Source organism: Dysosmobacter sp. (assembly GCF_034093755.1).
Taxonomy (GTDB): domain Bacteria; phylum Bacillota; class Clostridia; order Oscillospirales; family Oscillospiraceae; genus Oscillibacter.
Genome location: NZ_JAXEBZ010000035.1, coordinates 19,353 through 46,145, shown reverse-complemented (window position 1 = coordinate 46,145; position 26,793 = coordinate 19,353). Strand labels below are relative to the sequence as shown.

Annotated in this window: 20 protein-coding genes; 9 read left to right on the top strand and 11 right to left on the bottom strand. The window is 64.4% G+C overall.

The genetic code is table 11. The annotated features are described in order from the left end of the window. On the bottom strand, window positions 1–3,424 hold a 3,424-nt coding region (gene nifJ / locus SOX55_RS04685), incomplete at its 3' end, for a pyruvate:ferredoxin (flavodoxin) oxidoreductase (RefSeq protein ID WP_325286278.1). Window positions 3,425–3,778: 354 nt separating this feature from the next. Here nifJ and SOX55_RS04680 point away from each other — a divergent pair. The 3 genes from SOX55_RS04680 to SOX55_RS04670 all read left to right on the top strand — a co-directional run bounded on the left by SOX55_RS04680 (window position 3,779) and on the right by SOX55_RS04670 (window position 7,237). Further along, window positions 3,779–5,296, top strand: coding sequence for a YifB family Mg chelatase-like AAA ATPase (locus SOX55_RS04680; RefSeq protein WP_325286277.1), 1,518 nt, complete (start codon window positions 3,779–3,781; stop codon window positions 5,294–5,296). Between the two features lie 143 nt (window positions 5,297–5,439). Then, window positions 5,440–5,919: an RNA polymerase sigma factor gene (locus SOX55_RS04675; protein WP_325286276.1), complete on the top strand. Its 480-nt coding sequence runs from the start codon at window positions 5,440–5,442 to the stop codon at window positions 5,917–5,919. Beyond that, window positions 5,903–7,237, top strand: coding sequence for a M23 family metallopeptidase (locus SOX55_RS04670; RefSeq protein WP_325286275.1), 1,335 nt, complete (start codon window positions 5,903–5,905; stop codon window positions 7,235–7,237). The genes SOX55_RS04675 and SOX55_RS04670 overlap by 17 nt, the downstream gene beginning before the upstream one ends. A gap of 46 nt (window positions 7,238–7,283) precedes the next feature. Here the strand turns inward: SOX55_RS04670 and SOX55_RS04665 are convergent, their stop codons facing one another. From SOX55_RS04665 to SOX55_RS04655, 3 genes are read right to left on the bottom strand one after another with little or no spacing between them, the layout of a single operon-like run. Next, window positions 7,284–7,598: a DUF1344 domain-containing protein gene (locus tag SOX55_RS04665; RefSeq protein ID WP_325286274.1), complete on the bottom strand. Its 315-nt coding sequence runs from the start codon at window positions 7,596–7,598 to the stop codon at window positions 7,284–7,286. Between the two features lie 21 nt (window positions 7,599–7,619). Beyond that, entirely contained in the window at window positions 7,620–8,462 is an 843-nt protein-coding gene (locus SOX55_RS04660; protein WP_325286273.1) for an RsiV family protein, read from the bottom strand. Between the two features lie 8 nt (window positions 8,463–8,470). After that, on the bottom strand, window positions 8,471–8,959 hold the full coding sequence (locus tag SOX55_RS04655; protein ID WP_325286272.1) for an RNA polymerase sigma factor: 489 nt from the start codon (window positions 8,957–8,959) through the stop codon (window positions 8,471–8,473). 182 nt (window positions 8,960–9,141) lie between these two features. Between SOX55_RS04655 and thiI the strand changes: the two genes are divergently transcribed. Beyond that, window positions 9,142–10,383, top strand: a complete 1,242-nt coding sequence (thiI, locus tag SOX55_RS04650; RefSeq protein ID WP_325286271.1) for a tRNA uracil 4-sulfurtransferase ThiI — start codon at window positions 9,142–9,144, stop codon at window positions 10,381–10,383. Between the two features lie 35 nt (window positions 10,384–10,418). Further along, window positions 10,419–11,690, top strand: coding sequence for a competence/damage-inducible protein A (locus SOX55_RS04645; RefSeq protein ID WP_325286270.1), 1,272 nt, complete (start codon window positions 10,419–10,421; stop codon window positions 11,688–11,690). Window positions 11,691–11,727: 37 nt separating this feature from the next. On the opposite strand, the gene SOX55_RS04640 is transcribed toward SOX55_RS04645, so the two are convergent. Continuing rightward, window positions 11,728–12,462: a ZIP family metal transporter gene (locus tag SOX55_RS04640; RefSeq protein WP_325286269.1), complete on the bottom strand. Its 735-nt coding sequence runs from the start codon at window positions 12,460–12,462 to the stop codon at window positions 11,728–11,730. A gap of 657 nt (window positions 12,463–13,119) precedes the next feature. Between SOX55_RS04640 and SOX55_RS04635 the strand changes: the two genes are divergently transcribed. Both SOX55_RS04635 and SOX55_RS04630 read left to right on the top strand, forming a co-directional pair. Further along, a complete protein-coding gene (locus tag SOX55_RS04635) occupies window positions 13,120–15,351 on the top strand; it encodes an S-layer homology domain-containing protein (protein WP_325286268.1) in 2,232 nt (743 codons plus the stop codon). Between the two features lie 136 nt (window positions 15,352–15,487). After that, window positions 15,488–16,744, top strand: coding sequence for an amidohydrolase family protein (locus tag SOX55_RS04630; RefSeq protein ID WP_325286267.1), 1,257 nt, complete (start codon window positions 15,488–15,490; stop codon window positions 16,742–16,744). Window positions 16,745–17,563: 819 nt separating this feature from the next. Here the strand turns inward: SOX55_RS04630 and SOX55_RS04625 are convergent. From SOX55_RS04625 to SOX55_RS04600, 6 genes are all read right to left on the bottom strand, one after another. Beyond that, window positions 17,564–18,379, bottom strand: a complete 816-nt coding sequence (locus SOX55_RS04625) for a hypothetical protein (RefSeq protein ID WP_325286266.1) — start codon at window positions 18,377–18,379, stop codon at window positions 17,564–17,566. Continuing rightward, on the bottom strand, window positions 18,373–19,068 hold the full coding sequence (locus SOX55_RS04620) for an ABC transporter ATP-binding protein (protein ID WP_325286265.1): 696 nt from the start codon (window positions 19,066–19,068) through the stop codon (window positions 18,373–18,375). Before SOX55_RS04620 ends, SOX55_RS04625 begins: the two co-directional genes overlap by 7 nt. Beyond that, window positions 19,049–19,441, bottom strand: a complete 393-nt coding sequence (locus tag SOX55_RS04615) for a GntR family transcriptional regulator (RefSeq protein WP_325286264.1) — start codon at window positions 19,439–19,441, stop codon at window positions 19,049–19,051. Before SOX55_RS04615 ends, SOX55_RS04620 begins: the two co-directional genes overlap by 20 nt. 121 nt (window positions 19,442–19,562) lie before the next feature. Next, window positions 19,563–20,405 carry an HAD family hydrolase gene (locus SOX55_RS04610; RefSeq protein WP_325286263.1) on the bottom strand — a complete coding sequence of 281 codons (843 nt, stop codon included), beginning with the start codon at window positions 20,403–20,405 and terminating at the stop codon, window positions 19,563–19,565. Between the two features lie 84 nt (window positions 20,406–20,489). Further along, entirely contained in the window at window positions 20,490–21,836 is a 1,347-nt protein-coding gene (locus tag SOX55_RS04605) for a PSP1 domain-containing protein (protein WP_325286279.1), read from the bottom strand. A 5-nt stretch (window positions 21,837–21,841) separates the two neighbouring features. Next, a complete protein-coding gene (locus tag SOX55_RS04600; protein WP_325286262.1) occupies window positions 21,842–22,702 on the bottom strand; it encodes a DNA polymerase III subunit delta' in 861 nt (286 codons plus the stop codon). Window positions 22,703–22,985: 283 nt separating this feature from the next. Between SOX55_RS04600 and ppdK the strand changes: the two genes are divergently transcribed. Beyond that, window positions 22,986–25,613 carry a pyruvate, phosphate dikinase gene (gene ppdK, locus SOX55_RS04595; protein ID WP_325286261.1) on the top strand — a complete coding sequence of 876 codons (2,628 nt, stop codon included), beginning with the start codon at window positions 22,986–22,988 and terminating at the stop codon, window positions 25,611–25,613. A gap of 264 nt (window positions 25,614–25,877) precedes the next feature. Next, the gene (locus SOX55_RS04590) at window positions 25,878–26,744 is read left to right on the top strand and encodes a nitroreductase family protein (RefSeq protein ID WP_325286260.1); all 867 of its coding nucleotides are present in this window, start codon (window positions 25,878–25,880) and stop codon (window positions 26,742–26,744) included. Window positions 26,745–26,793: the final 49 nt, after the last annotated feature.

Sequence of the window (26,793 nt, the reverse complement as noted above, 5' to 3'; positions counted from 1 at the left end):
AGCTGTAACGCACCTCGTTCTTCAGGAAGGCCTGATAATCGCCGGTGGGGGTCTTGCTGTCCATCTGGAAGGGGTTCTGTCCGGCGGCCTTGCGGCGGGGGTCATAGCGGAACAGGTTCCAGTAGCCGCATTCCACAGCCTTCTTCATCTCAGCCTGGCAGTTGGTCATGCCGCCCTTGATGGAGTGCATCTCGCAGGGGGCGTAGCCGATGATCAGGGAAGGACCGTTGTAGGCTTCCGCCTCGGTGATGGCCTTGATGGTCTGAGCGGGGTTGGCGCCCATGGCCACCTGAGCGACGTAAACATAGCCGTAGCTCATGGCGATCTCGGACAGGGACTTCTTCTTGGTCTCCTTACCGGAGGCAGCGAACTGAGCAACCTGGCCGATGTTGGAAGCCTTGGAGGCCTGTCCGCCGGTGTTGGAGTAAACCTCGGTATCGAAGACAAAGACATTCACGTCCTTGTTGGAAGCCAGCACATGGTCAACGCCGCCGAAGCCGATGTCGTAGGCCCAGCCGTCGCCGCCGAAGATCCACACGGACTTCTTGGACAGGTATTCCTTCTTGGACAGGATGTCGGCAACGGTGTCGCAGCAGACCTTGGCTTCCAGGTTGGCAATCAAAGCCTTGGTAGCAGCCTTGTTGGCCTCGCCGTCGTTGTAGGTGTCCAGCCAAGCCTGGCAGGCGGCCTTCCGCTCGTCGCAGGTGGTGTTCTCCATGACGGATCTAACCTTGTTGGCCAGGGACTCACGGATGACCGCCTGAGCGGTGTACATACCCAGGCCGTGCTCGGCGTTGTCCTCGAACAGGGAGTTTGCCCAGGCGGGGCCGTGGCCTTCCTTGTTCATGCAGTAGGGAGAGGTAGCGGCGGGACCGCCCCAGATGGAGGAGCAGCCGGTGGCGTTGGAGATGTACATCCGGTCGCCGAACAGCTGGGTCACCAGACGGGCGTAGGAAGTCTCGGCGCAGCCGGCGCAGGAGCCGGAGAACTCCAGCATGGGCTGCTTGAACTGGCTGCCCTTGACGGTGTTATCCTGCATATCCTTCTTCTCGGAGACCTTGGCCACCATGTAGTTGAACACATCCTGCTCGGCCAGCTCCTGCTCCTGAGGCACCATGGTGATGGCCTGAGTGGGGCACACGCCGACACAGACACCGCAGCCCATGCAGTCCAGAGGAGACACGGCCATGGTGAAGCTGTACTTGCCCTTGCCCTTACCGGCCTTCACAGGCACAGCGCGGGTAGCGGCGGGAGCGGCAGCGGCCTCTTCCTCGGTCAGAGCGAAGGGACGGATGGTGGCGTGGGGGCAGACATAGGCGCAGTTGTTGCACTGGATGCACTTGGTCTGGTCCCAGGTGGGAACGAAGGCGGCCACGCCGCGCTTCTCGTAGGCGGCGGCGCCCAGCTCGAACTGGCCGTCCACGTGCTTGACGAAGGCGGAGACGGGCAGGCTGTCGCCGTCCATCTTGCCCACGGGGTTCAGGATGGTCTTCACCTGCTCCACCAGCTCGGGCTTGCCGGCCAGGGTGGTGGTGTCGGCGGCGTCCTGGGCGTCGGCCCAGTCGGCGGGCACGTCGAACTTCTTGTAGGCGGTGGCGCCCAGGTCGATGGCCTTGTGGTTCATGTCCACAATGTCCTGGCCCTTCTTCAGGTAGGAGTGGGTGGCGGCGTCCTTCATGTAGCCCACGGCCTCAGACTCGGGCATGACCTTGGCCAGAGAGAAGAAGGCGGACTGCAGGATGGTGTTGGTGCGCTTGCCCATGCCGATCTCCTTGGCGAGATCAATGGCGTTGATGGTGTAGACCTGGATGTTGTTCTTGGCGATGTAGCGCTTGGAGGCGGCGTCCAGATGGTGGCCCAGCTCCTCGTCGCTCCACTGGCAGTTGATCAGGAAGGTGCCGCCGGGCTTCACGTCACGGACGATGGGGAAGCCCTTGGTGATGTAGGCGGGCACGTGGCAGGCCACGAAGTCGGCCTTGTTGATGTAGTAAGAGGACTTGATGGGCTTGTCGCCGAAGCGCAGGTGGCTGATGGTGACGCCGCCGGTCTTCTTGGAGTCATACTGGAAGTACGCCTGGATGTACTTGTCGGTGTGGTCGCCGATGATCTTGATGGAGTTCTTGTTGGCGCCCACGGTGCCGTCGCCGCCCAGGCCCCAGAACTTGCACTCGATGGTGCCGGCGGGAGCGACGCCGGGAGCGGGCTCCTCATCCAGGGACAGATTGGTGACATCGTCCACGATGCCGATGGTGAACTGACGCTTCATGGCGTCCTTCTTCAGCTCGTTGAAGACAGCGAACACAGAGGAGGGCGGGGTGTCTTTGCTGCCCAGGCCGTAACGGCCGCCGATGACCTGAACGTCGTTCCGGCCGGCGTTGGCCAGGGCGGTGACCACGTCCATGTACAGGGGCTCGCCCTGGGAGCCGGGCTCCTTGGTGCGGTCCAGCACGGCCACCTTCTTCGCGGTGGCGGGCAGGGCGGCAAGCAGCCGGTCGGCGGCGAAGGGACGGTACAGGTGGACCTTGATCATACCCACCTTCTCGCCCTGGGCGGTCAGGTAGTCGATGACCTCCTCGGCCACGTTGCAGATGGAGCCCATGGCGATGATGACCCGCTCGGCGTCGGGAGCGCCGTAGTAGTTGAACAGCTTGTAGTCGGTGCCCAGCTTGGCGTTGATCTTGTCCATGTACTTCTCCACCACGGCGGGCAGGGCCTCGTAATAGGGGTTGCAGGCCTCGCGGTGCTGGAAGAAGATGTCGCCGTTCTCGTGGGAGCCGCGCATGTTGGGACGCTCGGGGTTCAGGGCGTGCTTGCGGAAGGCGGCCACGGCGTCCATGTCGCACATCTCGGCCAGGTCCTCATAGTCCCACACGGCCACCTTCTGGATCTCGTGGGAGGTCCGGAAGCCGTCGAAGAAGTTGATGAAGGGAACGCGGCCCTCAATGGCGGCCAGATGGGCCACGGGGGACAGATCCATGATCTCCTGAACGTCATTCTCGCACAGCATGGCGAAGCCGGTCTGGCGGCAGGCCATCACGTCGGAGTGGTCGCCGAAGATGTTCAGGGCGTGGGTGGAAACGGTACGGGCGGACACGTGGAACACGCAGGGCAGCAGCTCGCCGGCGATCTTGTACATGTTGGGGATCATCAGCAGCAGGCCCTGGGACGCGGTGTAGGTGGTGGTCATCGCGCCGGTGGCCAAAGAGCCGTGGACGGTGCCGGAAGCGCCGGCCTCGGACTGCATCTCGCACACCTTGACGGTGGTGCCGAAGATGTTCTTACGGCCATTGGCAGACCACTGGTCCACCATGTCGGCCATGGGAGAGGACGGGGTAATGGGATAAATACCCGCCACCTCGGTAAACGCGTAGCTGACGTGCGCAGCCGCGGTATTACCGTCCATGGACTTGAACTTTCTTGCCATAAACTTACCTCCTATTAATCGCTGCCCGGAAAGCAGCATTCTGACAGTCACATGGAACCCGCCGAAGTTGTCAGACAGATTCCAAGCAGAAGTATTATAGCACCTGCCAACCACCATGTAAATGATTAGTTCGTTATTTTTTGCGCAATTTTTGATTTTTTTGCAAAAAGCCCAAACAAGCCCGGATTTTCTGTGATTTTTGCAAATTTCCGGTTCCGTTTTCTCCCATCCTGTGGTACACTGGCAGAGGAAAAAGAGGCGGGAGCCGGGATGCCGGTTTTTGCCAAAGACATCAGACAACTCCGGAAGAGCGGGCCGCCGCGGAACCCCCTCCGGAGGCCGGGAGGGATTTTTATGGTGGTCACCGTCCGTTCGCTGGGCCTGTCGGGCCTGCAGGGCTACGAGGTGTCGGCGGAGTGTTTTCTCTCCGGCGGACTGCCGGCCTTTGACGTGGTGGGATTGCCGGACGCCGCCGTCCGGGAGGCCCGGGAGCGGGTGCGGGCGGCAGTGAAAAACTGCGGCGTCAAGTTCCCCGTCAGCCGCATCACCGTGAATCTGGCCCCGGCGGGCCGGAAAAAGGAGGGCACGGTGTACGACCTGCCCATTTTCGTGGGACTGCTGGCCGCCGCCGGGGAGATCAAGTCCCTGCCGGCGGACGCCGCCTTTCTGGGGGAGCTGTCCCTCACCGGGGCGCTGCGGGGCGTCAACGGCGTGCTGCCCATGGCCCTGGCGGCCAGGGAGGCAGGCATCCGGCAGCTGTTCGTGCCGGCGGAAAACGCCGCAGAGGCCACTCTGGCCGGCGGCCTGACGGTGTACGGCGTGACGGACGCGGCGTCCCTGACGGCCCACCTGCGGGGAGAGCAGCCTCTCTCCCCCGCCCCGGTGTGGACGCCGGAGCCGGAGGACCGGGGCGGGCCGGACTTCCGGGACGTGATGGGCCAGGAGAACGTGAAGCGGGCGCTGGAGGTGGCTGCCGCCGGCGGCCACAACATTCTGCTCATCGGCTCCCCCGGCGCCGGAAAGTCCATGCTGGCCCGGCGGCTGCCCTCCATTCTGCCGGACATGAGCCGGGAGGAGGCACTGTCGGCCTCCGCCGTGTGGTCCGTGGCGGGGCTGCTGGACCGGAAGCACCCCCTGCTGTCCGCCCGGCCCTTCCGCTCCCCCCACCACACCGCCTCCGCCGCGGCGCTGGCCGGCGGCGGGCCGGCCATGCGGCCCGGGGAGATCTCCCTGGCCCATAACGGCGTGCTGTTTCTGGACGAGCTGCCGGAGTTCCGGCGGGACGTGCTGGAGGCGCTGCGCCAGCCCCTGGAGGAGGGGGCCGTCACCGTGGCCCGGGCCGGGGGCACGCTGCACCTGCCCGCCCGGTTCCAGCTGGTGTGCGCCATGAACCCCTGCCGCTGCGGCTGGCGGGGCCATCCTTCCGGCCGCTGCACCTGCTCCGACCGGGAGGCGGCCAAGTACGTGGAGAAGATCTCCGGCCCCCTGCTGGACCGCATCGACCTCCACGTCAGCGTGCCGTCGGTGGAATACGAGGCCATGCGCCGCCGGGAGACGCCGGAGTCCTCCGCCGCCATCCGGGAGCGGGTGGAGGCCGCCCGGGCCATGCAGACCCGGCGCTTCGCCGGCACGGACACCGCCTGCAACGCCCACATGACCCCCGCCCAGCTGGCCCGGTTCTGTGTTCTGGACGGCGCCGGGGACAGGCTGATGGAAAACGCCTTCTCCCGCATGGGCCTCACCGCCCGGTCCCATGACCGCATTCTGCGGGTGGCCCGCACCATCGCGGACCTGGAGGGCAGCGACGCCATCGCCCCGGAGCACCTGGCGGAAGCCATCCAGTACCGGAACACCGACATTCTGAAAGGATAAGCGGCTCCCGCCGCCCGTTTTGAAAAAAGACCGCCGGACGGCGGTCTTTTTTCGGAAATTTTTTCGCCCCGGGGCACATTTTCCCCTCCGGCGGCGTGTTATGGGTGAAAAGCGCTTTTCAAACGAGAGAAAGGAGGCATTGCATGACGGAACAAACCCTTTGCAATGCCATGGAGCAGTACGGCCCCGCCGTGTACCGGCTGGCGCTGTGCCGCCTGCAGAGCGTTCCCGACGCGGAGGACGTATACCAGGACGTGTTTCTGCGGCTGCTGGACCAGGACGCCGGCGGCTGGGACGGGGAGCGGCTGAAGGCCTGGCTGCTGCGGACAACGGTGAACCGCTGCGCCGACCTGCACCGGTTCCGGCTGCGGCGGCCTACGGTGGCCCTGTCGGAGCTGACCGCAGCCCCGGCGCCGACGGAAACAGCGGCGGAGCTGTGGGACGCGGTGGCCCGGCTGCCGGAGAAGCTGCGGACAGCGGTGCACCTCCACTACGCCGAAGGGTACTCCACCGGGGAGATCGGGGCGCTGCTGGGCGTCCCGCCCGCCACGGTGCGCTCCCGGCTCCGCCGGGGCAGGCTGCGGCTGAAAGACCTTTTGGGAGGCAATGACGATGAAGAATGACTATCGTGATCTGATGGAGACCGTCTCCGTTCCGGAGGGGTTGGAAAACCGGGTGCTGGCGGCGGCCCGGCAGAAGCAGGCGGCAGTCCGCCCGGAAAAGCGGCGCCGGACCCATTGGCTGCGGAATGCGGCCTGCGCCGCCTGCGCCCTGGCGCTGCTGCTGGGCACGGTGACCTGGCGGCCCGGGCAGGGGGCGAGCGGCGGCCCCGCCCTGACCTGCTCCTTCGGCCTGACGGCTTACGCCGCCGACACCGGGGCTCCCCTGCTGCCCAACGCCAACGGCGGGCTGGCCTTCGCCTCCAGCAACGGCATGGGAACCGAAGAGCTGGGCCGCTGCACCGGCTGCCTGTTTCAGGTGCGGGGGGAGAACATCCGGACCCTCACCCTCTCCGTGGACCGGGGCGGGCTGTACCGCAGCGAGACCCGGACGGGGCTGACGAAGGAGGAGGTGCGGCAGCTCTTCCGGGCGGAGGAATCAGGCGATTTTGTGTGCAGCGTCTATGGGGAGGACGAGGACGGCCCCATGAGCGCCGAGGTGATGACCGTTCTGGGCGCCGATGTCACGGGGGACTATAACCCCGACTGCAGCTACGGCTTCTGGGTGCCTCCGGAGGACATGGTGACAGACCCGGAGGCAGACCTGCGGCAGGAGGCCTGGGCCAACATCGACACCTTTGACGGGGCGCGGCTGACGGTGGCCGTCACCTTTGCCGACGGCACGCGGCAGGAAAAGACCTATACCCTTTCCACCGGCCGCCTGCGGGCGGAATACGGCGCCGACGGCACCCTCTCCCTGCTGCCCCAGCTGGCGGGGGATGACGAGCCCTTCGTCTACGGCGTGTACGTGGCCGACGAGGCGGACAGCCGCTGGCTGCAGTGGCCGGTGGAGGGCAGCCGCACCGTCAGTCTCAGCAACCCCTACGGCCAGCGGCAGGTGACGGCGGAGCAGCCCACCTCCGAAGACCCGGAGCGGCTGCGGACCACGGTTCACAGCGGCATCGACATCCCCGCGGACCGGGGAACCCCGGTGCTGGCGGCGGCGGACGGCACCGTCACGGACACCGGCTTTGACCCGGTGCTGGGCAATTACCTGGTGCTGGACCACGGGGACGGGCTGGAGACGGTATACGCCTGCTGCCGGAGCGTGGACGTGAAGCAGGGAGACACGGTGAAAGCCGGGGAAATGATCGCCGCCGCAGGCTCCACCGGCCAGTCCACCGGCCCCCACCTCCACTTCGAGGTGCGGCAGGACGGGGAGGCCCAGAACCCGGTGGCCTACTTCGACAGCGCCGTCCGGGACACCCTCCGGGCGGAATAAGGAAACGGCCCGGGAGGCGGAAATACCGCCTCCCGGGCCGTTGTATTCAGTCGGTTTTTTCCACGGAAAGGACCTCTCCGGTGAAAGGGTCCACCACGGACAGCTCCCCGGTGTAGGTCACGTCTACCCGGTCGCCCACTGCGGCGTCGTCCCACCCCTCCGGCTTGTCACCGTTGATGGTGAGGGCGTACTCATCGCCGTTGTCATCGGCCACCACCAGCATGAAGTCCTTCTTCTCCTCCACAGTGCCGGAAAGGACGTGCTCCTCCTTCTCCGTCTGGCTGCCGCTTTTGCCGCCGCAGCCTGCCAAAAGAATCATGACCAGCAGCACCGCCAGCGCCAATGCTCCAAAACGTCTCACTTTTTGCCTCCTATCGCTTTCTCACCGCAGCAGGTCCTGCACCACCGATGCCGGAATGGTGAACTCCGGCATCCCCATGGAGCCGGTGGCCACGGCGTATTCGTCGAACACCAGAACGATGTTCCCTTCCTCGTCGAAATAGAAATTCTGGTCCGGGCCGATGGCGGTCAGCTCCTCCGGGAAGTAAACCGCTTCCTCACTTTGCGCCATCTGCTCCTCCATCTGCCGCAGCACCTCCGCCGTCAGCGGGGCGCTGTAGTCCGCGCCGGGGCGGAACAGCTCCGCCAGGGTCACCACCCGGTCGGTGGTTTTGTCAATGTGGTAGAACCGGCTGAACTCATAGCCGCTGGCCATGGTCTCCGTGGCGTCGATCCGGAGGGTGAACCACTCCTCCGTGTCCGTCACCACCCGGGAGGTCACGTCCAGACCGGCATAGCCCTCCGGCCCCAGCTCCGTCTCACACTTTTCCTGAAACGCCGCCAGCAGCCGCTGGGTGTACTCCCGCGCCTGATCGCTGACGGCCTGGGCCGCCGCGCCGCCGCTCAGCTCCGGCACGGAGGCTTCGGCGCTGTGGAGGCCGTCATCCCAGGTGTAATTCCGGAAGGTGAGGACCTTCACCACCGCCCCCAGCACCGGCACCTCCGTCATGGCCGCCGCCGCGGCGGGGGACACGTTGGGCACCGCAATCAGCAGCGCCAGCGCCGCCGCCACCCAGCGGCCCCAGTGCCGGCTCTGCCGCGTCCGGCGCGCCGGCCGGTCCTCCAGGCCGGCGCAGGTCTGAAACACCCGTCCGGCATAGTCCTCGGGAATGGGAAACGGCTCCCGTGCGGCCCGCTCCCGCAGTTCTTCGTCAAATCGTTCCATATCGCACCTCATTGTTCATTCAGCAGCCGCCGCAGCTTCTCCCGCCCCCGGGACAGCCGGGTCTTGACGGCGCTCTCGCTGATGTTCAGCACCGCCGCGATCTCCCGGACGGACAGCCCTTCGTAGTAAAAGAGGGTCACGGCGGAGCGCAGGTCGTCGCTGATGGACAGCACCGCCTGCCACAGTGCCAGACGCTCCGTGGGGTCCTGATCCCCGGCGGGCAGCCAGTCCGCCACCTGGTCCAGGTCCACCGTGGGCTTTCGCTTCCGGCACAGCTCGTAGCTCTGGTTCACCACGATGCGCAGCATCCAGGGCTTGAACCGGGCGGGGTCCCGCAGCTGCTCCCGGGCGGCGAAGGCGGCGCAGATGGCCTCCTGCACCGCGTCCTCCGCGTCCTGGTCGCTGCGCAGAATGGCCTTGGCGGCCCGGAACAGGGCGTCCTGATGCCGGATGACCTGCGCGCAGAATGTGTCTTTGTCCAGCATCGCTGATGCCATGCTCCCATCCGCTCCTCTCATCGTCTTCTGACCGGTCAATCATATAGATGGTCCGGCGGGGCAAAAGGTCACATCCCCGCGGAAATTTTTTCGGTCCGGCCCCGCATGGGGTATTTTATGACAGGAAAATTTGTGGTACAATACGGTTCGTAAATTTTTCAATCCCATTCTGGAGGTCATCTATGACAAATCACACCAATGACGCCCCGCCCCGGGAGATTCTGCTGCTGAAGCTGGGTGAGGTGGTTCTGAAGGGGCTGAACCGCTCCGTGTTCGAGGATAAGCTGCTGGCCAACGTCAGCCGCCACATCCGTCCCTTCGGCCGGTTCCAGATCTACACCCGCCAGAGCACCATTTACGTGGAGGCCCTGGAGGAGCGCTGCGACGTGGACGGCGCCTGCGCCGCCTGCCAGCAGGTGTTCGGCATCGCCGCGGTGGTGCGGGCGCTGCCCTGCGAGAAAACGGTGGAGGCCATTGTGGAAACCGCCCGCACCTATCTGGCGGAGGAGTTCGCCGCCGCCCGCACCTTCAAGGTGGAGAGCAAGCGGGCGGACAAGCGGTATCCCATGAACTCCATTCAGCTGTCCCAGGCGGTGGGCGGCGAGCTGGCGGACGCCTTCCCCGACGTGGCGGTGGACGTGCACAACCCGGACCTGACGGTGTGCGTGGAGATCCGGGAGAAGGCCGCCTACGTCCACGGCCCCTCCCTGGAGGGCGCCGGCGGACTGCCGGTGGGCACCGGCGGCAAGGCCATCAGCCTGCTCTCCGGCGGCATCGACAGCCCCGTGTCCTCCTGGATGATGGCACGCCGGGGCGTGTGGCTGGAGATGGTCCACTTCGAGTCGCCCCCCTACACCTCCCAGCAGGCCCAGGACAAGGTGCTGGAGCTGGCGAAGCAGCTGGTGCCCTGGTGCGGCCAGCTGGTGGTCCACATTGTGCCCTTCACGGAGATTCAGGAGGAGATCCGCCGCAGCTGCCCGGAGATGTATTTCACCCTGATCATGCGCCGCTTCATGATGCGCCTTTCGGCGGCGGTGGCAAAGCGGGTGAAGGCCGGCGCCCTGGTCACCGGCGAGTCTCTGGGCCAGGTGGCCAGCCAGACCATGCTGTCCCTGGGGGTCACCGAGGCGGTGACGGACCTGCCGGTGCTGCGGCCCCTCATCGGCATGGACAAGGTGGAGATCATCCGCCTGTCCCGGCGCATCGGCACCTATGAGACGTCCATCCTGCCCTACGAGGACTGCTGCACCGTGTTCACCCCCCGCCACCCCTGCACCCGGCCGGTGCTGGCGGAGGTGGAGGCGGCGGAGGCCGCCCTGGACGTGGAGGCTTTGGTGGCCAAGGCCCTCTCCGGCGTCAAGCAGGTGCGCATCAAGGCCGACGGCACCATGACCGTCCGGACTCCCGCCGGAACCAACGAATAACACGGGCCGAGGCCCGCAGCAAGGAGGAATCTTCCATGGCACATACCGCGGAAATCATCGCCGTGGGCACGGAGATCCTGCTGGGCAACATCGCCAACACCGACGCCCAGTTCCTCTCCCAGGCCCTCAACAGCATCGGCGTCAACGTATTTTACCACACGGTGGTGGGCGACAACCCGGAGCGGCTGCGCCAGGCGCTGAACATCGCCCGCCAGCGGGCGGACATCATCCTCACCACCGGCGGGCTGGGCCCCACCTATGACGATCTCACCAAGCAGACCATCTGCGAGGTCTTCGGCCGGCCCCTGGTGCTCCACCCGGAGCTGGAGGAGGCCATCCGGACCTACTACGAGAGCAACCTCCACCGGCGGATGCCGGCCAACAACCTGCAGCAGGCCATGCTGCCGGAGAACTGCACCATCTTCCACAACGCCGTGGGCACCGCCCCCGGCTGCGCCTTTGAGGAGGGGGGCGTCCACGTGCTGATGCTCCCCGGCCCGCCCCACGAGTGCCGCACCATGACGGAGCGGTGCGCCATCCCCTACCTCCGCGCCCTGTCCAGCGAGGTGCTGGTGTCCCATGACATCATGACCTTCGGCATCGGCGAGTCCGCCGTGGAGGAAATGCTCCACGACAAAATGGTGGTGATGACCAACCCCACCCTGGCCACCTACGCCAAACCCGCCGAGGCGCTGGTGCGGGCCACCGCCAAGGCCGCCACGCTGGAGGAGGCGGAGACCATGCTCGCCCCCGTGGTGGAGGAGGTGGTGTCCGCCCTGGGCAGCTTCGTCTACGGCGTGGACGTAGCCAGCCTGCCGGAGCGGTGCTTCCGGCTGCTGAAGGAACAGGGGCTGACCCTGGCCACCGCCGAGTCCTGCACCGGCGGCCAGCTGGGCCAGTGGATCACCGCCATTCCCGGCTCCTCCGCCGTCTACCGGGGCGGCGTGGTGTCCTACTGGACGGAGGTGAAGGCCTCCGTTCTGGGGGTGCCCCAGGAGACGCTGGATACATACGGCGCCGTGTCCGCCGAGACCGCCCGGGCCATGGCGGAGGGCGTCCGGAAGCTCACCGGAGCGGACGTGGCCCTGTCCGTCACCGGCGTGGCAGGCCCGGACAGCGATGACCGGGGCAACCCGGTGGGCACCGTGTTTGTGGGCCTTGCCGCCCCGGACGGCACCTTCTGCCGGTCGCTGCAGCTGGGGAAGCGCCGCCGGGACCTGGTGCGCCACAACGCCTGCAACCACGCCTTCGACGCCCTGCGCCGGTACCTCACCGGCCTGGACCCGGAGACGCTGTCAGCGAAATAATATAAAGGAAAACCGGCGGAACATCCGCCGGTTTTCCTTATCCCAGCGCCACGTCCAGCACCATCATGGCCAGGAAGCCCGCCACGAAGCCGCAGGTGCCGGAGCGGCCGGCGGCCTGGGGCACCAGCTCCTCCACCACCACGTACAGCATGGCTCCCGCCGCGAAGGCCAGCAGCCACGGCATGACGGCGACGAGCCGGGCGGACAGTGCCGCCGCCAGCATTGCCGCCGCAGGCTCCACCGCGCCGGACAGCACCCCTCCGGCAAAGGCGTTCAGCCGGGAGCGGCCCGACTGGCGCAGAGGCAGGGCGATGGCCATCCCCTCCGGGAAGTTCTGGATGCCGATGCCCAGCGACAGCGCCGCGGCCGCCGCCATGCTCCCCTCCTCCGCCGCCAGGGCGAAGGCCAGCCCTACCGCCAGCCCCTCCGGCACGTTATGTAGGGTAATGGCGGCGGAGAGCAGGGCCGTTCCCGCCCGGTCCCCTGCCAGACGCACAAACCAGCCGTCCATGGCGGCCAGAAACACCACGCCCGCCAGCAGCCCCGCCGCCGCGGGCAGCCAGCCCGGCAGGCCCAGGGCCTCGCTGCGCTCGATGGCCGGCAGCAGCAAACTCCACACCGACGCCGCCGTCATCACCCCTGCCGCGAAGCCCAGCGTGGTCTTCTCCGACCGGGCCCGGGGCCGGGCGAAAAACACCATGGCGGCGCCGGCGGAGGTCATACAGAAGGGGAAGGCAATGCCGCCCGCCGCGGCCCATCCAAGGGTCTGCATATTTATCTCTCCTCTCCGGGACGGACTGTTCTCCGCCCCCATCAGCATACGCCGGAGGCGCGCCGGAGGTGACGGTGCGGGGTTTGCGACGAATCTTCTGGCAGGCGTTTGCTCTTGAAATGACGGCAGATTATGGTATGATGGTATCATTATGATACAAAGGATGTGCATGATATGAAGAAGAGAGCGCTGTCTGTACTGCTGGCCCTGATTCTCTGCGCGGGACTGGTTCCCCCTGTTCACGCGGCGGATGCTTACTCCAAAACGCGGTTGGATACACTGATGAACAATTGGAACAGCAGCGCGTACGCCGCGGATATCGGGAAAGGATACGGCGGCGCCGGGCAGTGTGCAGCATTTACCAGATACCTGTTTGATAACCTTTGGGGGCATTATGACAAGGAAAGTAATAAAGAGAATTACCTGATGCCCAGCGGAACGGGCGGCATTCCCTGTACAACCGAAGCGCAGTTGATGAATTATCTGAAAAATTACGCAAAGCCGGGTGATTCCTTCCGCATCAAAAGCTCTACAGGCAATCATATCATGCATCTGTACGATATTGACGCCAAGGGAAATATTTCGATTTATGAATCCAACTTTGAGGGGAATTCAAAGAATAAAGCCCGTTTCGCAGTATTCACACTGGAAAAACTGTTGGGAAGCAACGCAACCGGCATCGCTACCGTCAAAGAAGGCGGCACTCTGAACCGCACGGTTTATCTGACGATTATCCACGCGGTAAACAATACAGATACACAACTGTCCTGTGCCACCCCTCCCTGCTCCCACACCGTCAACGGCAAGAGCGCCTATGTGTTCCAGAACGATAACAGCGTAGTCTGCTCTCAGTGCAAGACTGCCTACGTACTCCCCACCCCCACAGGCGGCGGCAAATATCTGGAGGTTGTGGATGTGAATGCCACCGGCACCGCGCCCTCCCACGCTACCCCCTACGGCGATGCCACCGTCCTCACCAGATATCAAGAGGGCGATACCGTTTATACAACGGGTTCCGTAAAAAACGCTTTCAACAACACCTGGTATCAGCTGAGCAGCGGAGAATGGCTCAGCGCGGGTTATCTCGGCACACACTCCCATTGCTACAATTCCAAGGGGTTCTGCGAGGAATGTCTGGATAGTCTGAACGTGGTCAGCATGAGCAGCACCACCATTTCCCTGAAAAGCGGAAAATCTTCCGCTCCCGTGCATTTCGCCCCCTACGGCGCCTCCCCGGGATGGACTGTCAAGGGAAACAGTGTGACGGTCAACGGCAAGGCGGTCAACTCCTACGGCAATGTGTGGTACCGCACCACCGCGGGAGCATGGATCTTCTCGGATTACCTCGACACGCCCGTGGCCGACGGCGTAGTCAAGGTCAGCGATTCGCTGAATCTGCGCATCAAGGCCAGCTCCTCCGGCACCTCGCTGGCCGAGATTCCCAATAACGCCATGGTTACGGTCTATACCAAAGAGACCAGCGGCAGTTGGTACAGTGTCTATTATAACGGCAAGGTGGGTTACGCCAGCAAGAGCTTCATCACCGTGTACAGCGGCCTGAACGCGTTGGAACCGCCTGTGTTTGAGGAAACCGGTGTGGAAATCACCAAACCCACGTCCCCGACGACACCCACCACGCCCAACACGCCCACGTCTCCGACGACACCCACAACTCCTTCCACACCTACAACTTCTGCCATCAGTGTTTCTCTGCTGACACCCACCGACAAGGAATACACCAGCAAGATCTCCGTCAGCGATCATAACGCCACCGTAGTCACCAAAATCAAAAAGACTGCCGGAGCCAGGGTTACTGCCTGCGGCCTGCGGCTGTATGATGCGGCCGGAAATCTGATCAAAGAGCACCGTGAAACTGTTTCCAACGTAAGCGACAGCACCACCACCTTCCACACCTGGTACGATATCAACAAAGAGCTGGGTGTGACGCTGGACAGCGGCACCACCTATCAGTACCGCTTCTTCACCGTGGTCAACGGCACTACCTATCAAGGCCTGCTGCGTTTCTTCACCACCACGGGAACCGCTCCCGCGGCAGCCACGGAAACCGCCCCCGTGACACCCCCGGAAACCACTCCCGTGACACCCCCGGAAGCTGAAAGCGTGGTTTATCGCCTGACTCTGAATCCCAACGGCGGAATCTGCTCTGCTGCCTATAAGGACGTCCCTTATAATACCGTTGTCGGCACCCTTCCTGTGCCGACACGCACCGGATATACTTTCGTCGGTTGGTATACAGCCGCCGAGGGCGGGGCCCACATTGGTGAAACAACCCTCTACAATGTGGAGTTCGATGTCACCCTCTACGCGCGCTGGACGGCCAATCAGGAGACAACCGCTGTTACGAATCCCTTTGCGGACGTGCCCAGCGGCAGCTATTACTTTGACGCGGTGATCTGGGCCAACCGGAACAATATCACCGGCGGCACCGACGCGTCCCACTTCAGCCCGGACAGAGCCTGCACCCGGGCCCAGGCCGTTACCTTCCTGTGGCGCGCCGCCGGTTCTCCCGCTCCCAAGAGCAGTGTGAACCCCTTCACCGACGTGTCCAAGGGCAGCTACTATTACAGTGCGGTGCTGTGGGCTGTGGAGAACGGCATCACCAACGGCACCACCGCCACCACCTTCAGCCCCAACGCCACCTGCAAACGCGCCCAGATCGTGACGTTCCTGTGGCGCGCCCAGAAGGCCCCCGCCGCCGGCACCGCCAATCCCTTTACCGACGTGGCGGCCGACGCCTACTACGCCAACGCGGTGCTGTGGGCCGCCAAAAACGGCATCACCGGCGGTACCACCGCCACCACCTTCAGCCCCAACGCCACCTGCAAACGCGCCCAGATCGTGACGTTCCTGTACCGCTGTCTGGGCTGACAGCGGCAGGAAGCGCGGCCCGATTGCCATCTCAGCTCACCCAAACCTCCCCGCATGGCGTGAAGCCATGCGGGGAGGTTGCGTCTTTGGGCTGGCCGTGGTATGCTGGTGGCATCAAAGAAAGGCGGCGGAAGCTATGACGCAGATTCTCAAGGGCAACATTGTGGCCGCTCCGGAGCTGGGGCGGCTGGACATTACGGAACACGGCTATCTGACGGCGGAGGACGGCAAAATCACGGGGGTATTCGCCGATCTGCCGGAGCGGTACCGCCAGTGCGACGTTCAGGACTGGGGGGACTGCCTGATTCTCCAGGCCCCGGCGGACATGCACGTCCACGGCCCCCAGTACGCCATGATGGGGCTGGGGCTGGACAAGCCCCTGCTGGAGTGGCTCCAGAGCTACGCCTTCCCCACGGAGCGGCGGTTCACGGACCTGGGCTTCGCCCGGGAGGTCTACCGGCGGCTGGCCCATGACCTCATCGCCAACGGCACCACCCGGGTGGCCATGTTCTCCTCCCTCCACACCGACGCCACGCTGGTGCTGATGGAGGAGCTGGAGAAGGCGGGCATTGTGGGCCTGGTGGGCAAGGTGAACATGGATCAGAACGGCGCGGAGGGCCTGCAGGAGACCACGGAAGGCTCCATGGCCGAGACGCTGCGGTGGCTGGAGGGCTGTGAGCGCTTCACCCGGGTCCGGCCCGTGCTGACGCCCCGGTTTGTGCCCTCCTGCACCGGGGAGCTGCTGGCGTTTCTGGGCAGACTGGCGGCGGAGCGGGACCTGCCCGTGCAGTCCCACCTGTCGGAGAACCATCAGGAGATAGAACTTGTGGCCCGGCTCCACCCGGACTGCCCCAACTACGGCGGTGTGTACGCCAAGTACGGCCTGTGGACGGACCGGACCCTGATGGCCCACTGCGTCCACTCCGACGGGGCGGAGCGGGCGGCCATGAAGGCCGCCGGGGTGACGGTGGTCCACTGTCCCAACTCCAACAACAGCATCTGCTCCGGCATCGCCCCCGTCCGGAAGATGCTGGACGAGGGGCTGAAGGTGGCCCTGGGCACCGACGTGGCCGGCGGGTCCCACCTGAGCATGTTCGGCGCGGTGGAGGACGCCCTGCGCTGCTCCAAGGACCGCCGGATTCTGGACAACTGGGAGACGCCCCACCTGACGGTGGCGGAGGCCTGGTATCTGGCCACCACCGCCGGAGAGCGGTTCTTCGGCGCCAAAGGCGGCTTCGCACCCGGCGATCCCCTCCACGCGGTGGTGCTGGATGACAGCCGGCTGCTGACGCCCTATCCCCTCACGGTGCGGGACCGGTTTGAGCGGTGCGTGTATCAGCGGCAGGACGGCTGGCTCCGGGCGGTGTGGAGCGAAGGGCGGCAGGTGCTGTAAATTCACCGGGGCACCGGTGGGAGTGCGCCCGTCCGGGCGCCGGGAGGTGCCGACCATCGTCGGTGGATGATGCACCGGTTTCGGTGCCGGAAATTGCCGGGCCCCCGGCGGGGATGCACCCGTCCGGGTGCCGGGAGTGCGATGAAGATCGCAGGCTTTGCACCCCCCATTTTCTTTGGGTCTTGCCCAAATAAAACGGGCCGTGCACGGTCCAAAAGAAAAGCGCTTTTTTCGCCTTTGTACACAAAGGCTGACGGGAGTTTTCTCAGACGGTGCTTCCTATGCCCGGATAGTCTCCTGCCGGCTGCGTCTGACCCTGGCAATCCCGGAGAGCTTTTCGCCGCAAAGTTGATGGCTGGGCAGTCATCGGGGTGCAGGGTCGAAAGGCCCCTGCGTGTTGGCCCCGGGCTTTCCGCTTCGCTACGCCCTACTGGGGTGGTTATCGATTATTGCCCAGGTATGCGCGTAACGCGCGGGAATAGAAGGACAGACCTTTCAGTTTTCCACCACGACGGCCTCCGGACTTCCGCGACTTGCGGCAGAAAACTTCCGACACGGGAGCGGTACTCCGCAGCTGGCAGGAGACCTGCAAGTCTCTGCCGCACCGTCTGAGAAGACCCCCGGTCTGACCTTTGCGGAGCAAAGGTCACGCTCAGCGTTTTTCTTTTCCACCGGGCGCGGCGACTTTTCTTTTGACGCGTCAAAAGAAAAGTGGGGGCGCAAAGCCGCAACCTTCGCTGCATCCCCCGCGGGGAACCCGCGATCCCCCGGTGATCACCGATATAAACGAAAAGACCGGCCTGTGGCCGGTCTTTTCGTTTATTCCAGATTCAGCCGCCGCTTCAGGCACACCACCGTGATGACATACGCCACGCTGCCGTAGAGCACCTCCAGGACCCCCGCGGTCACCATGGAGAAGTGCATGGCGACGTTCATATCCCAACCGGCAGTGAGGTTGGAGAGCAGGTAGTCCCAGCCCATGAAGTCGAACAGGTTGCAGATGCCTCCCACGGCCCACCACATGACGAACCACAGCCCGAAGAACATCACCACCGTCCACAGCTTCTTGTGGTTGGCAAAGCCGTGGCCCGCCGCCATGGCGGCGTAGAACTGCAGGCACATGACGCAGCTGCCCAGGAAGCACACCGCCAGCAGCTCCAGGCAGAAGGCCGGCACGTCAAAGGCGTAGGGGCTGCGGCTAAACTCCTCCAGCACCATCCGCAAACCCCGGACAAGCTGATGGATCAGTCCCACGTCATAGGCCATAATCAGGCAGGCCGCGAACACCACGATCAGCGTCAGGGCAAACCACACCGCCGAGACGATCAGCTTTGCCCACACCTGCTTATGGATGGACGCCGGCAGCGTCAGGGTCAGATAGCCCTCGTCTCCCAGCAGGTTCCGCTGAAACCGCTGGATCATCAGCACAAAGGCCACGATGCACACGGCGAACATGGCCACGGCAAAGGCCGTTACCAGCGCACCGCCCAGGAAATCCAGGAACCATATATCGGTTTCCAGCAGGCCCCGGGTGGACAGGTTGGCCCCCACCGCCGTGAGCAGCAGAACCGCGTACATGGGCAGCATCACCCGGCCGGTGGCCCGGAACTCATGCTTGATCAGTTTTCTCAGCATTTGAACACCTCCCGGAACAAATGGTCCACGCTCATGCCCTTTTCCTCCCGGATCTCGTCGGTGGAGGAGCGGAGCACCACCTTCCCCTGCTGCAGGAACACCACCTCGTCCAGCACCCGCTCCACGTCGGCGATCAGGTGGGTGGAGATGATCACCGCCGCCTCCGGGTTGTAATTGCGGATGATGGTGGAGAGGATGTAGTCCCGGGTGGCCGGGTCCACACCGCCGATGGGCTCATCCAGCAGATACAGCTTCGCCGCCCGGCTCATGACCATGATCAGCTGCACCTTCTCCCGGGTGCCCTTGCTCATCTGGCGGATGCGCTGCTTCGGGGAGATGTCCAGATGGGCCAGCATCTCCTCCGCCGCCTCCCGCCGGAAGTCGGCGTAAAAGTCCCCGTAAAAATCCATCAGCTGTTTCGCCGTCATCCACAGGGGAATGGCCGTCCGCTCCGGCAGATAGCTCACCAGGGCGTGGGTCTTTTCGCCGGGCTTCATGCCGCACACCGTCAGTTCCCCGCCGCCGGGGGTCAGCAGGCCGTTGGCCAGCTTGATGAGGGTGGTCTTGCCGCTGCCGTTGGGGCCCAGCAGCCCCACGATGCGGCCCGGCTCAATGGTCAGGTTCACCCCGTCCAGCGCCTTTTTGGAGCCGTAGCTCTTGATCAGGTCCTTACACTCCAGAACTGCCATGGTTCTGTTCCTCCTTTTTTGCCTCCTGACGCAGCAGCGTCAGGGCCTCCTCCCGCGCAAAGCCCAGACGCTCCATGGCGGTCAGGAAGGATTGAATATGCTCCTCCGCCAACGTGCGGCGGGCCTCGTCAATGAGGGTCTGGTCCTCCGTGACGAACCGCCCCGCCGTCCGCTGGGAGTACACCAGTCCGTCCCGCTCCAGCTCCGACAGCGCCCGCTGCATGGTGTTGGGGTTCACCCCCGCCGCCATGGCCAGGTCCCGCACCGAGGGCAGCCGTTCTCCCGGCCGGAACGCGCCGGAGACGATGCCCTGCCGGATCTGCCCGATGAGCTGGGTATAGATGGGAGAACCATCCTGAAAGTGCCAGTTCATCCCTTGCCTCCTTTCTCCGCGTCATTTGTATGATATGATTAATACAATAACACACTTCTGCCGTTTGTCAATAGGTCCGGCGAAAAAAAATTGAGGACCGGCTTTTCCGGTCCTCAATCTTTCAGTATTGCTTATCCAGAATGTCCACCACGTCCCGCAGGGCGCCCTCCCGGGCGTGGGAGACGATGACGGCGCCGCAGTCCCGCACGGCTGGGACGCAGTTGGCGGGGGCGAAGCCCTGATGGGCGGCGGTGAGCATGGAGATGTCGTTGGACTCGTCCCCCACGCAGTAGACATGCTCCCGGCTGATGCCCAGCCGCTCCGCCAGACGCAGCACCATGCCGCCCTTGTTGGCGCCCCTGCCCGTCAGCTCCAGCAGCGTCCTGCCGGAGAAAATCAGCTCGTAGTCATCCGCCCAGCCCCGCTGCCGCAGGAACTCCGCCACCTGCTCCAGCACCGGCCGCTGCTCCTCGAACAGCAGCTTGCCCAGGGGCATGGGCACCTCCGCCATGGAGCCGCACTCCACCGTGGCCACCCGGGTCAGGTGCTCGTGGTTCCGGGTGATCTCGTTGGGGTGGACGGCGTGGATCACGTTTTCGATGTGGTAGGCCTCCACCGCCACGGTGGGGAAGGCGTCCAGCACCGCCTGGGCCCGGGAGAGGACGCTCTCCTCCAGCAGGCTGAACTCCAGATACTCCTGCTGCTGCCAGTCGTAGATGGCGGCGCCGTTGCACACCACGCAGGGGGCGTTGAAGGGCACCAGCGGCGCAATGGGGGCAAAGGCCGCCAGAGCCCGGCCGGTGGCCACGGAGAACCTGCCGCCCCCGGCCATGAAATAGTCCAGCGCCGCCCGGTTTTCCGGTGACAGGGACGGCATGGGCAGCCCCTTGCGCAGACAGTCTTCGGTGTAGATCAGGGTGTTGTCAAAATCGCTGGCCAGCAGCACACCGTCAAATTTTCCCATGGGTGTCTCCTTTCGGAATCTCCCCCGTCTCCCGGGGCACGGAAACGCCCGCCGCCGGGGAGGCGGCGGGCAGACAGGTCCGGTTTATTCGCTCTTCGGCTCGGCTCCGCCGGTTCCGCCGCCCCGGTGGCGACGTCCGCCCCGGTGGTGGGGCCGGCGGCGCTTGGACTCCCCGCCCTCGGCGGCAGGGGCCGCGGGAGCGGCCTGCTGGGGCGCGGGCTTGCGGCTCCGCTCCGCCTGCTGGGGCTGCTCCGTCCGGGGCTTTTTGGGCTGGCGCCGGGACTTGTCTCCCCGGGCCTGCTTGTCCCCGGCGTTCTGGGAACGGCCCTCGCCCTTGTTCTCCTGCTTGGGGGGCTGCTTCTGCTTCTCCTGCCGGGGTGCCTCGGCGGTGACGGCCTCGCCGCTCCGGTGGCCGCGGCCCCGCTTGCGGCGGCGGTACTTCTCCCCGCTTTCCGGGCCGCCGATCTTCTCCCGGACGGGAGCGTCCTCGCCGGCGGCGGCCACGTTCTCCAGATGGTTCATATAGAAGGGGGTGGAGATCACCGGCGCGATCTCCTCCTCCGTCATAGGCTCCACGTACCGCTCCGTGCGCTCCGGAATCTCAATGCCGTCCCGGCTGCCCTTGCCGTTCCGCAGCACCTGAATCTCGCAGCGGCGGTATGTCTTCAGCGGCTCGGAGGGGGCGGCAGAGTCCAGGCTCACCTTCACCTTCTCCCGCAGCAGGTCCACGCTTTTCACGTTGCCGGGGCCGTCGGGGGTCTGGACGAAGGATTCCGCCTTGGGCATCCGCTTGGCGGCGTCCTCATAGGCGTTCTGCTCGTATTTCAGGCAGCACATCAGCCGGCCGCAGGTGCCGGAGATTTTGGTGGGGTTCAGGCTCAGGTTCTGGGTCTTGGCCATTTTGATGGACACGGGCATGAACCCGTCCAGGAACTGGGAGCAGCAGAAGGGACGGCCGCAGATGCCCAGGCCGCCGATCATCTTGGCCTCGTCCCGGACGCCGATCTGCCGCAGCTCGATGCGGGCACGGAACACGCTGGCCAGGTCCCGCACCAGCTCCCGGAAGTCCACCCGGCCGTCGGCGGTGAAGAAGAAGATGATTTTGCTGCCGTCAAAGCTGCAGCTGACGTTCACCAGCTTCATCTCCAGCCCGTGGTCGGCGATCTTCTTCTCGCAGATGTCGAAGGCCTCGCTCTCCCGCTTGCGGTTGTACTCCACGGTGCGGCGGTCACTGTCGGTAGCCATGCGCACCATGGCGCACAGAGGCTTCACCACCAGCTTGTCGTCCACGTCGTGGTTCCCCTCGGTGCAGGTGGCGAATTCCAGACCCTGGGCGGTCTCCACGATCACCTGGTCCCCCATGCGCACCTGATTGCCCTTGGGGTCAAAAAAATAGTTCTTGCACCCGCTGCGAAAGCGGACGCTGATCACTTCAGTCAAAGGATACCCTCCAATTCCACGGTCAAGGCCCCCAGGACCTGACCGGCGCTTACGTTGTACTGGCATTGACGCCGGTAATTCTGCAACATTTCTATTGTGCGCATGATTTGGGCTTTTGTCAAGTTTTTCCCTAAAAACGCGGCCATTTTCCCGGTATTTCCTCCGGTCTTGTGACCGTACTCCGTCAGCAGCGCCGCCGCCAGCACCCCCCGGACCTCCTCCAGCAGCGCCGCCAGGGTCTCCCGGTCGCACTTGGCCCGCTCCAGGGCCACCAGCACCTCCGCCGCGGCCCCCCGCTTTCCGGACCCCAACGCCCGGCACAGCGCCTCGCCGTTTTCCGACAGTTCCGCCGCTGTCTCCCCGGCGGGGCGCAGCTTCAGCTCCACGCAGCGGGACCGGAGGGTGGTCAGCACCGACGCCGGATTTTCCGCGCAGAACAGAAACGCGGCGTAGGGCGGGCCCTCCTCCACAATCTTCAGCAGGATATTCTGATCCGCCTCCGTCAGGATGCCGCAGTCGGGGAACAGATATACCTTCCGCCGCCCCTCGTTGGGCCGGATATAGGCATCGGCCCGGACGGCGCGGATCACGTCCACGGACAGGTTCTTGTGCTCCGGGTCCCGGACCGTCACCACGTCGGGGTGGATGTCCTCCCGCACCTTGCGGCAGCTCTGACACACGCCGCAGGGCCTTCCCGCCTCAGCGGTGCACTCCAGCGCCGCCGCCGCGAACCGGGCCGCCGCCATGCGGTCGCCGCTGCCGGTGAACAGCAGCGCGTGGGACAGGGCGTTCCGCTCCGCCGCCTCCCGCAGCCGCCGCGCCGCCGTTTCGTTGCCCTCCAGGCTCCACGCCGCCATGGCGCTCCCCCCTTCCGTTCTTCCGCTGCCGGAGCTGGTTTTCAGTTTATCATATCACATTTCCGGGAAAATCGGAAGCGGCGATTGCCAAAAATCCGGCCGTTTCCGCTTTCTGTGAGTTTTGCACAATTATTCGCAGGGAACTTCTCCCCGCAACCGATTTTCTTATCGGAATCATGTATTGTTTTTTTTATCACAACCATCTATAATTTATATGCTAATTTCCCGCAGAGTGCGGTTTTTTCCTGCATTTTCCGCAAAATGAATGAAGGAGTATGAACGAATGAGCAAGAAGTATTGTTACCTGTTCACCGAGGGCAACGCCAACATGCGCGAGCTGCTGGGCGGCAAGGGCGCCAACCTGGCCGAGATGACCAACATCGGCCTGCCTGTGCCCCAGGGCTTCACCATCACCACCGAGGCCTGCACCCAGTACTACGAGGACGGCCAGAAGATCAACGACGGCATCATGGCCGAGATCATGGAGTACATCGAGAAGATGGAGGCCATCACCGGCAAGAAGTTCGGCGATCTGGAGAACCCCCTGTTGGTCTCCGTCCGTTCCGGCGCCCGGGCCTCCATGCCCGGCATGATGGACACCATCCTGAACCTGGGCCTCAACGAGGACGTGGTGGAGGTGCTGGCCAAGAAGTCCGGCAACCCCCGCTGGGCCTGGGACTGCTATCGCCGCTTCATCCAGATGTACTCCGACGTGGTCATGGAAGTGGGCAAGAAGTACTTCGAGCAGCTCATTGACAAGATGAAGGAGGAGCGCGGCGTCACCCAGGACGTGGAGCTGACCGCCGAGGACCTCCACGAGCTGGCCAACCAGTTCAAGGCCGAATACAAGGCCAAGATCGGCGTGGACTTCCCCACCGATCCCAAGGAGCAGCTGATGGGCGCCATCAAGGCCGTGTTCCGTTCCTGGGACAACCCCCGCGCCAACGTGTACCGCCGCGACAATGACATCCCCTACTCCTGGGGCACCGCCGTCAACGTGCAGTCCATGGCCTTCGGCAACATGGGCGATGACTGCGGCACCGGCGTCGCCTTCACCCGCAACCCCGCCACCGGCGAGAAGAAGCTGTTCGGCGAGTTCCTGACCAACGCCCAGGGCGAGGACGTGGTGGCCGGCGTCCGGACTCCCATGCCCATCGCTGAGATGGCTGAGAAGTTCCCCGAGGCCTTCGCCCAGTTCGAGACCGTCTGCAAGACCCTGGAGAACCACTACCGCGACATGCAGGACATGGAGTTTACCGTGGAGCACGGCAAGCTGTACATGCTGCAGACCCGCAACGGCAAGCGCACCCCCGCCGCCGCTCTGAAGATTGCCTGCGACCTGGTGGACGAGGGCATGATCGACGAAAAGAAGGCCGTGGCCATGATCGAGCCCCGCTCTCTGGACACCCTGCTGCATCCCCAGTTTGACCCCACCGCCCTGAAGAAGGCCGCCGTCATGGGCAAGGCCCTGGGTGCTTCCCCCGGCGCTGCCTCCGGCAAGGTGGTGTTCACCGCCGAGGATGCCAAGGAGTGGGCCGAGCGGGGTGAGAAGGTGGTTCTGGTCCGCCTGGAGACCTCTCCCGAGGACATTGAGGGCATGAAGGCCGCTCAGGGTATCCTGACCGTCCGCGGCGGCATGACCTCCCACGCGGCCGTGGTGGCCCGCGGCATGGGCAAGTGCTGCGTCTCCGGCTGCGGCGACATCAAGATGGACGAGGAGAACAAGCAGTTCGTCCTGGCCGGCAAGACCTACCGCGAGGGCGACTGGCTGAGCCTGAACGGCTCCACCGGCGACATCTATGACGGCGCCATCCCCACGGTGGACGCCTCCATCGGCGGCGAGTTCGGCCGCGTCATGGGCTGGGCCGACCAGTATCGCCGCCTGCAGGTCCGCACCAACGCCGACACTCCCCACGATGCCGCTCAGGCCCGGAAGTTCGGCGCTCAGGGCATCGGCCTGTGCCGTACCGAGCACATGTTCTTCAACGAGGACCGTATCCCCGCCATCCGCGAGATGATCTGCTCCGACACCGTGGAGCAGCGGGAGAAGGCTCTGGCCAAGCTGGAGCCCATGCAGCAGTCTGACTTCGAGGGCATCTACGAGGCCATGGAGGGCTGCCCCGTCACCATCCGCTTCCTGGATCCCCCCCTGCACGAGTTCGTTCCCACCGAGGAGGCCGATATCGCCGCCCTGGCCGCCAACATGGGCAAGACCGTTTCCGACATCAAGGCCATCATCGCCGGCCTCCACGAGTTCAACCCCATGATGGGTCACCGCGGCTGCCGTCTGGCTGTCACCTATCCTGAGATTGCCGCCATGCAGACCCGCGCCGTCATCAAGGCCGCGCTGAACGTTCAGGCCCGTCATCCCGAGTGGACCATGGTGCCCGAGATCATGATCCCCCTGGTGGGCGAGGTCAAGGAGCTGAAGTATGTCAAGAGCGTGGTGGTGAAGACCGCCGACGAGATCATTGCCTCCGTCAAGTCCGACATGAAGTACAAGGTGGGCACCATGATCGAGATCCCCCGCGCCGCCCTCACCGCCGACGAGATTGCCAAGGAGGCCGATTTCTTCTCCTTCGGCACCAATGACCTGACCCAGATGACCTTCGGCTTCTCCCGCGACGACGCCGGCAAGTTCCTGGGCGCCTACTACGACAAGAAGATCTACGAGAACGATCCCTTCGCCAAGCTGGACCAGACCGGCGTCGGCAAGCTGGTGGAGATGGCTGCCAAGCTGGGCCGCGGCACCAACCCCGACCTGCACCTGGGCATCTGCGGCGAGCACGGCGGCGATCCCTCCTCCGTGGAGTTCTGCCACAAGGTGGGCCTGGACTATGTGTCCTGCTCTCCCTTCCGTGTGCCCATCGCCCGTCTGGCCGCCGCTCAGGCCGCCATCAAGGAAGGCTGAGCGATTTTCCGGTAAACAGGCAATTCCATGCGGACGCACCCCCGATTCTCCCGAATCGGGGGTGCGTTTTGCGCAGAGCCTGACAGACACTTTGCGGCTCCCGCGGCCGGGCAGCGGTGCCGGGGCCTCTCTTCATGAAATTATTCCACGGAAAACTTGCAATTCAGGGTGAGTTGTACTATCATATAAAAGTGCAGAATTGAAAGGAAGGATGGGAGTCTGCAGACCATCCCGAATATCTCAAATTGATTAGGAGGCACATCCATGAATTACAGTGCGCTGATCCAAAACAGAAAGTCCGTCCGCGAGTTTACGGATAAGAAGGTGCCCGCCGCCGCGCTTGCGGAAATCGAGGCCTATTACCAGAAGTCCTGCCAGCGTCTGGTTCCCGAGCTGGAGACGAAGCTGTGCGTTTTCGGCCAGGAGGCCCGGGAGGCTCTGGAGGGAGCCGCCGGTTACGAGAGTTTCCTGATCGGTGCCCCCAACTACCTGGTCCTGCTGTCCGCCAAGGGTGAGCTGGCAGGCGAGAACGCCGGCTACGTGATGGAGGACCTGGTTCTGAAGCTGACCGACATGGATCTGGGCTGCTGCTGGATCACCTTCACCGACAGCGAGAAGGTGAAGGCCGCCCTGAAGATTGACTCCCCGCTGGACGTGGCCGCCATCGTGGCCTTCGGCCAGGGCGTCAAAACCACCAAGCGCCTGCGGGTGAACATCCTGAGCATGTCCAACGTGGACATCAGCGCCAAGCGCCAGTACTTTGCCCCCAAGCGCGGCCTCCATGACATGGTGTTCATGGACACCTGGGGCAATACCCAGGGCGTTGACGAGTACATCGGCTTCTATGACGATATGCTGTGGGAGGCCCTGTACGCCGCTTCCCAGTCCCCCAGCTACCTGAACCGCCAGCCCTACGGCTTCGTCATCCACGACGGTCAGATCACCCTGGTGAAGACGCCGGACAGCTACACCGACGAGATCGACGGCAAGCTGGGCCTTGGCATCGTGCTGCTGCACTTCTCCAGCACCGCCTCCCAGTGGGCCGGCAAGATCAAGTGGAGCTTCGGTGCGGATGCCGCGAAGCTGCAGCTGCCGGAGGGCTACGAGGCGGTTGCGTCCTGCAGGCTGTGACGGGACTCGCTGCGCAATGATCAAAAAGCCCTGGAGAAGACCTTGCTCT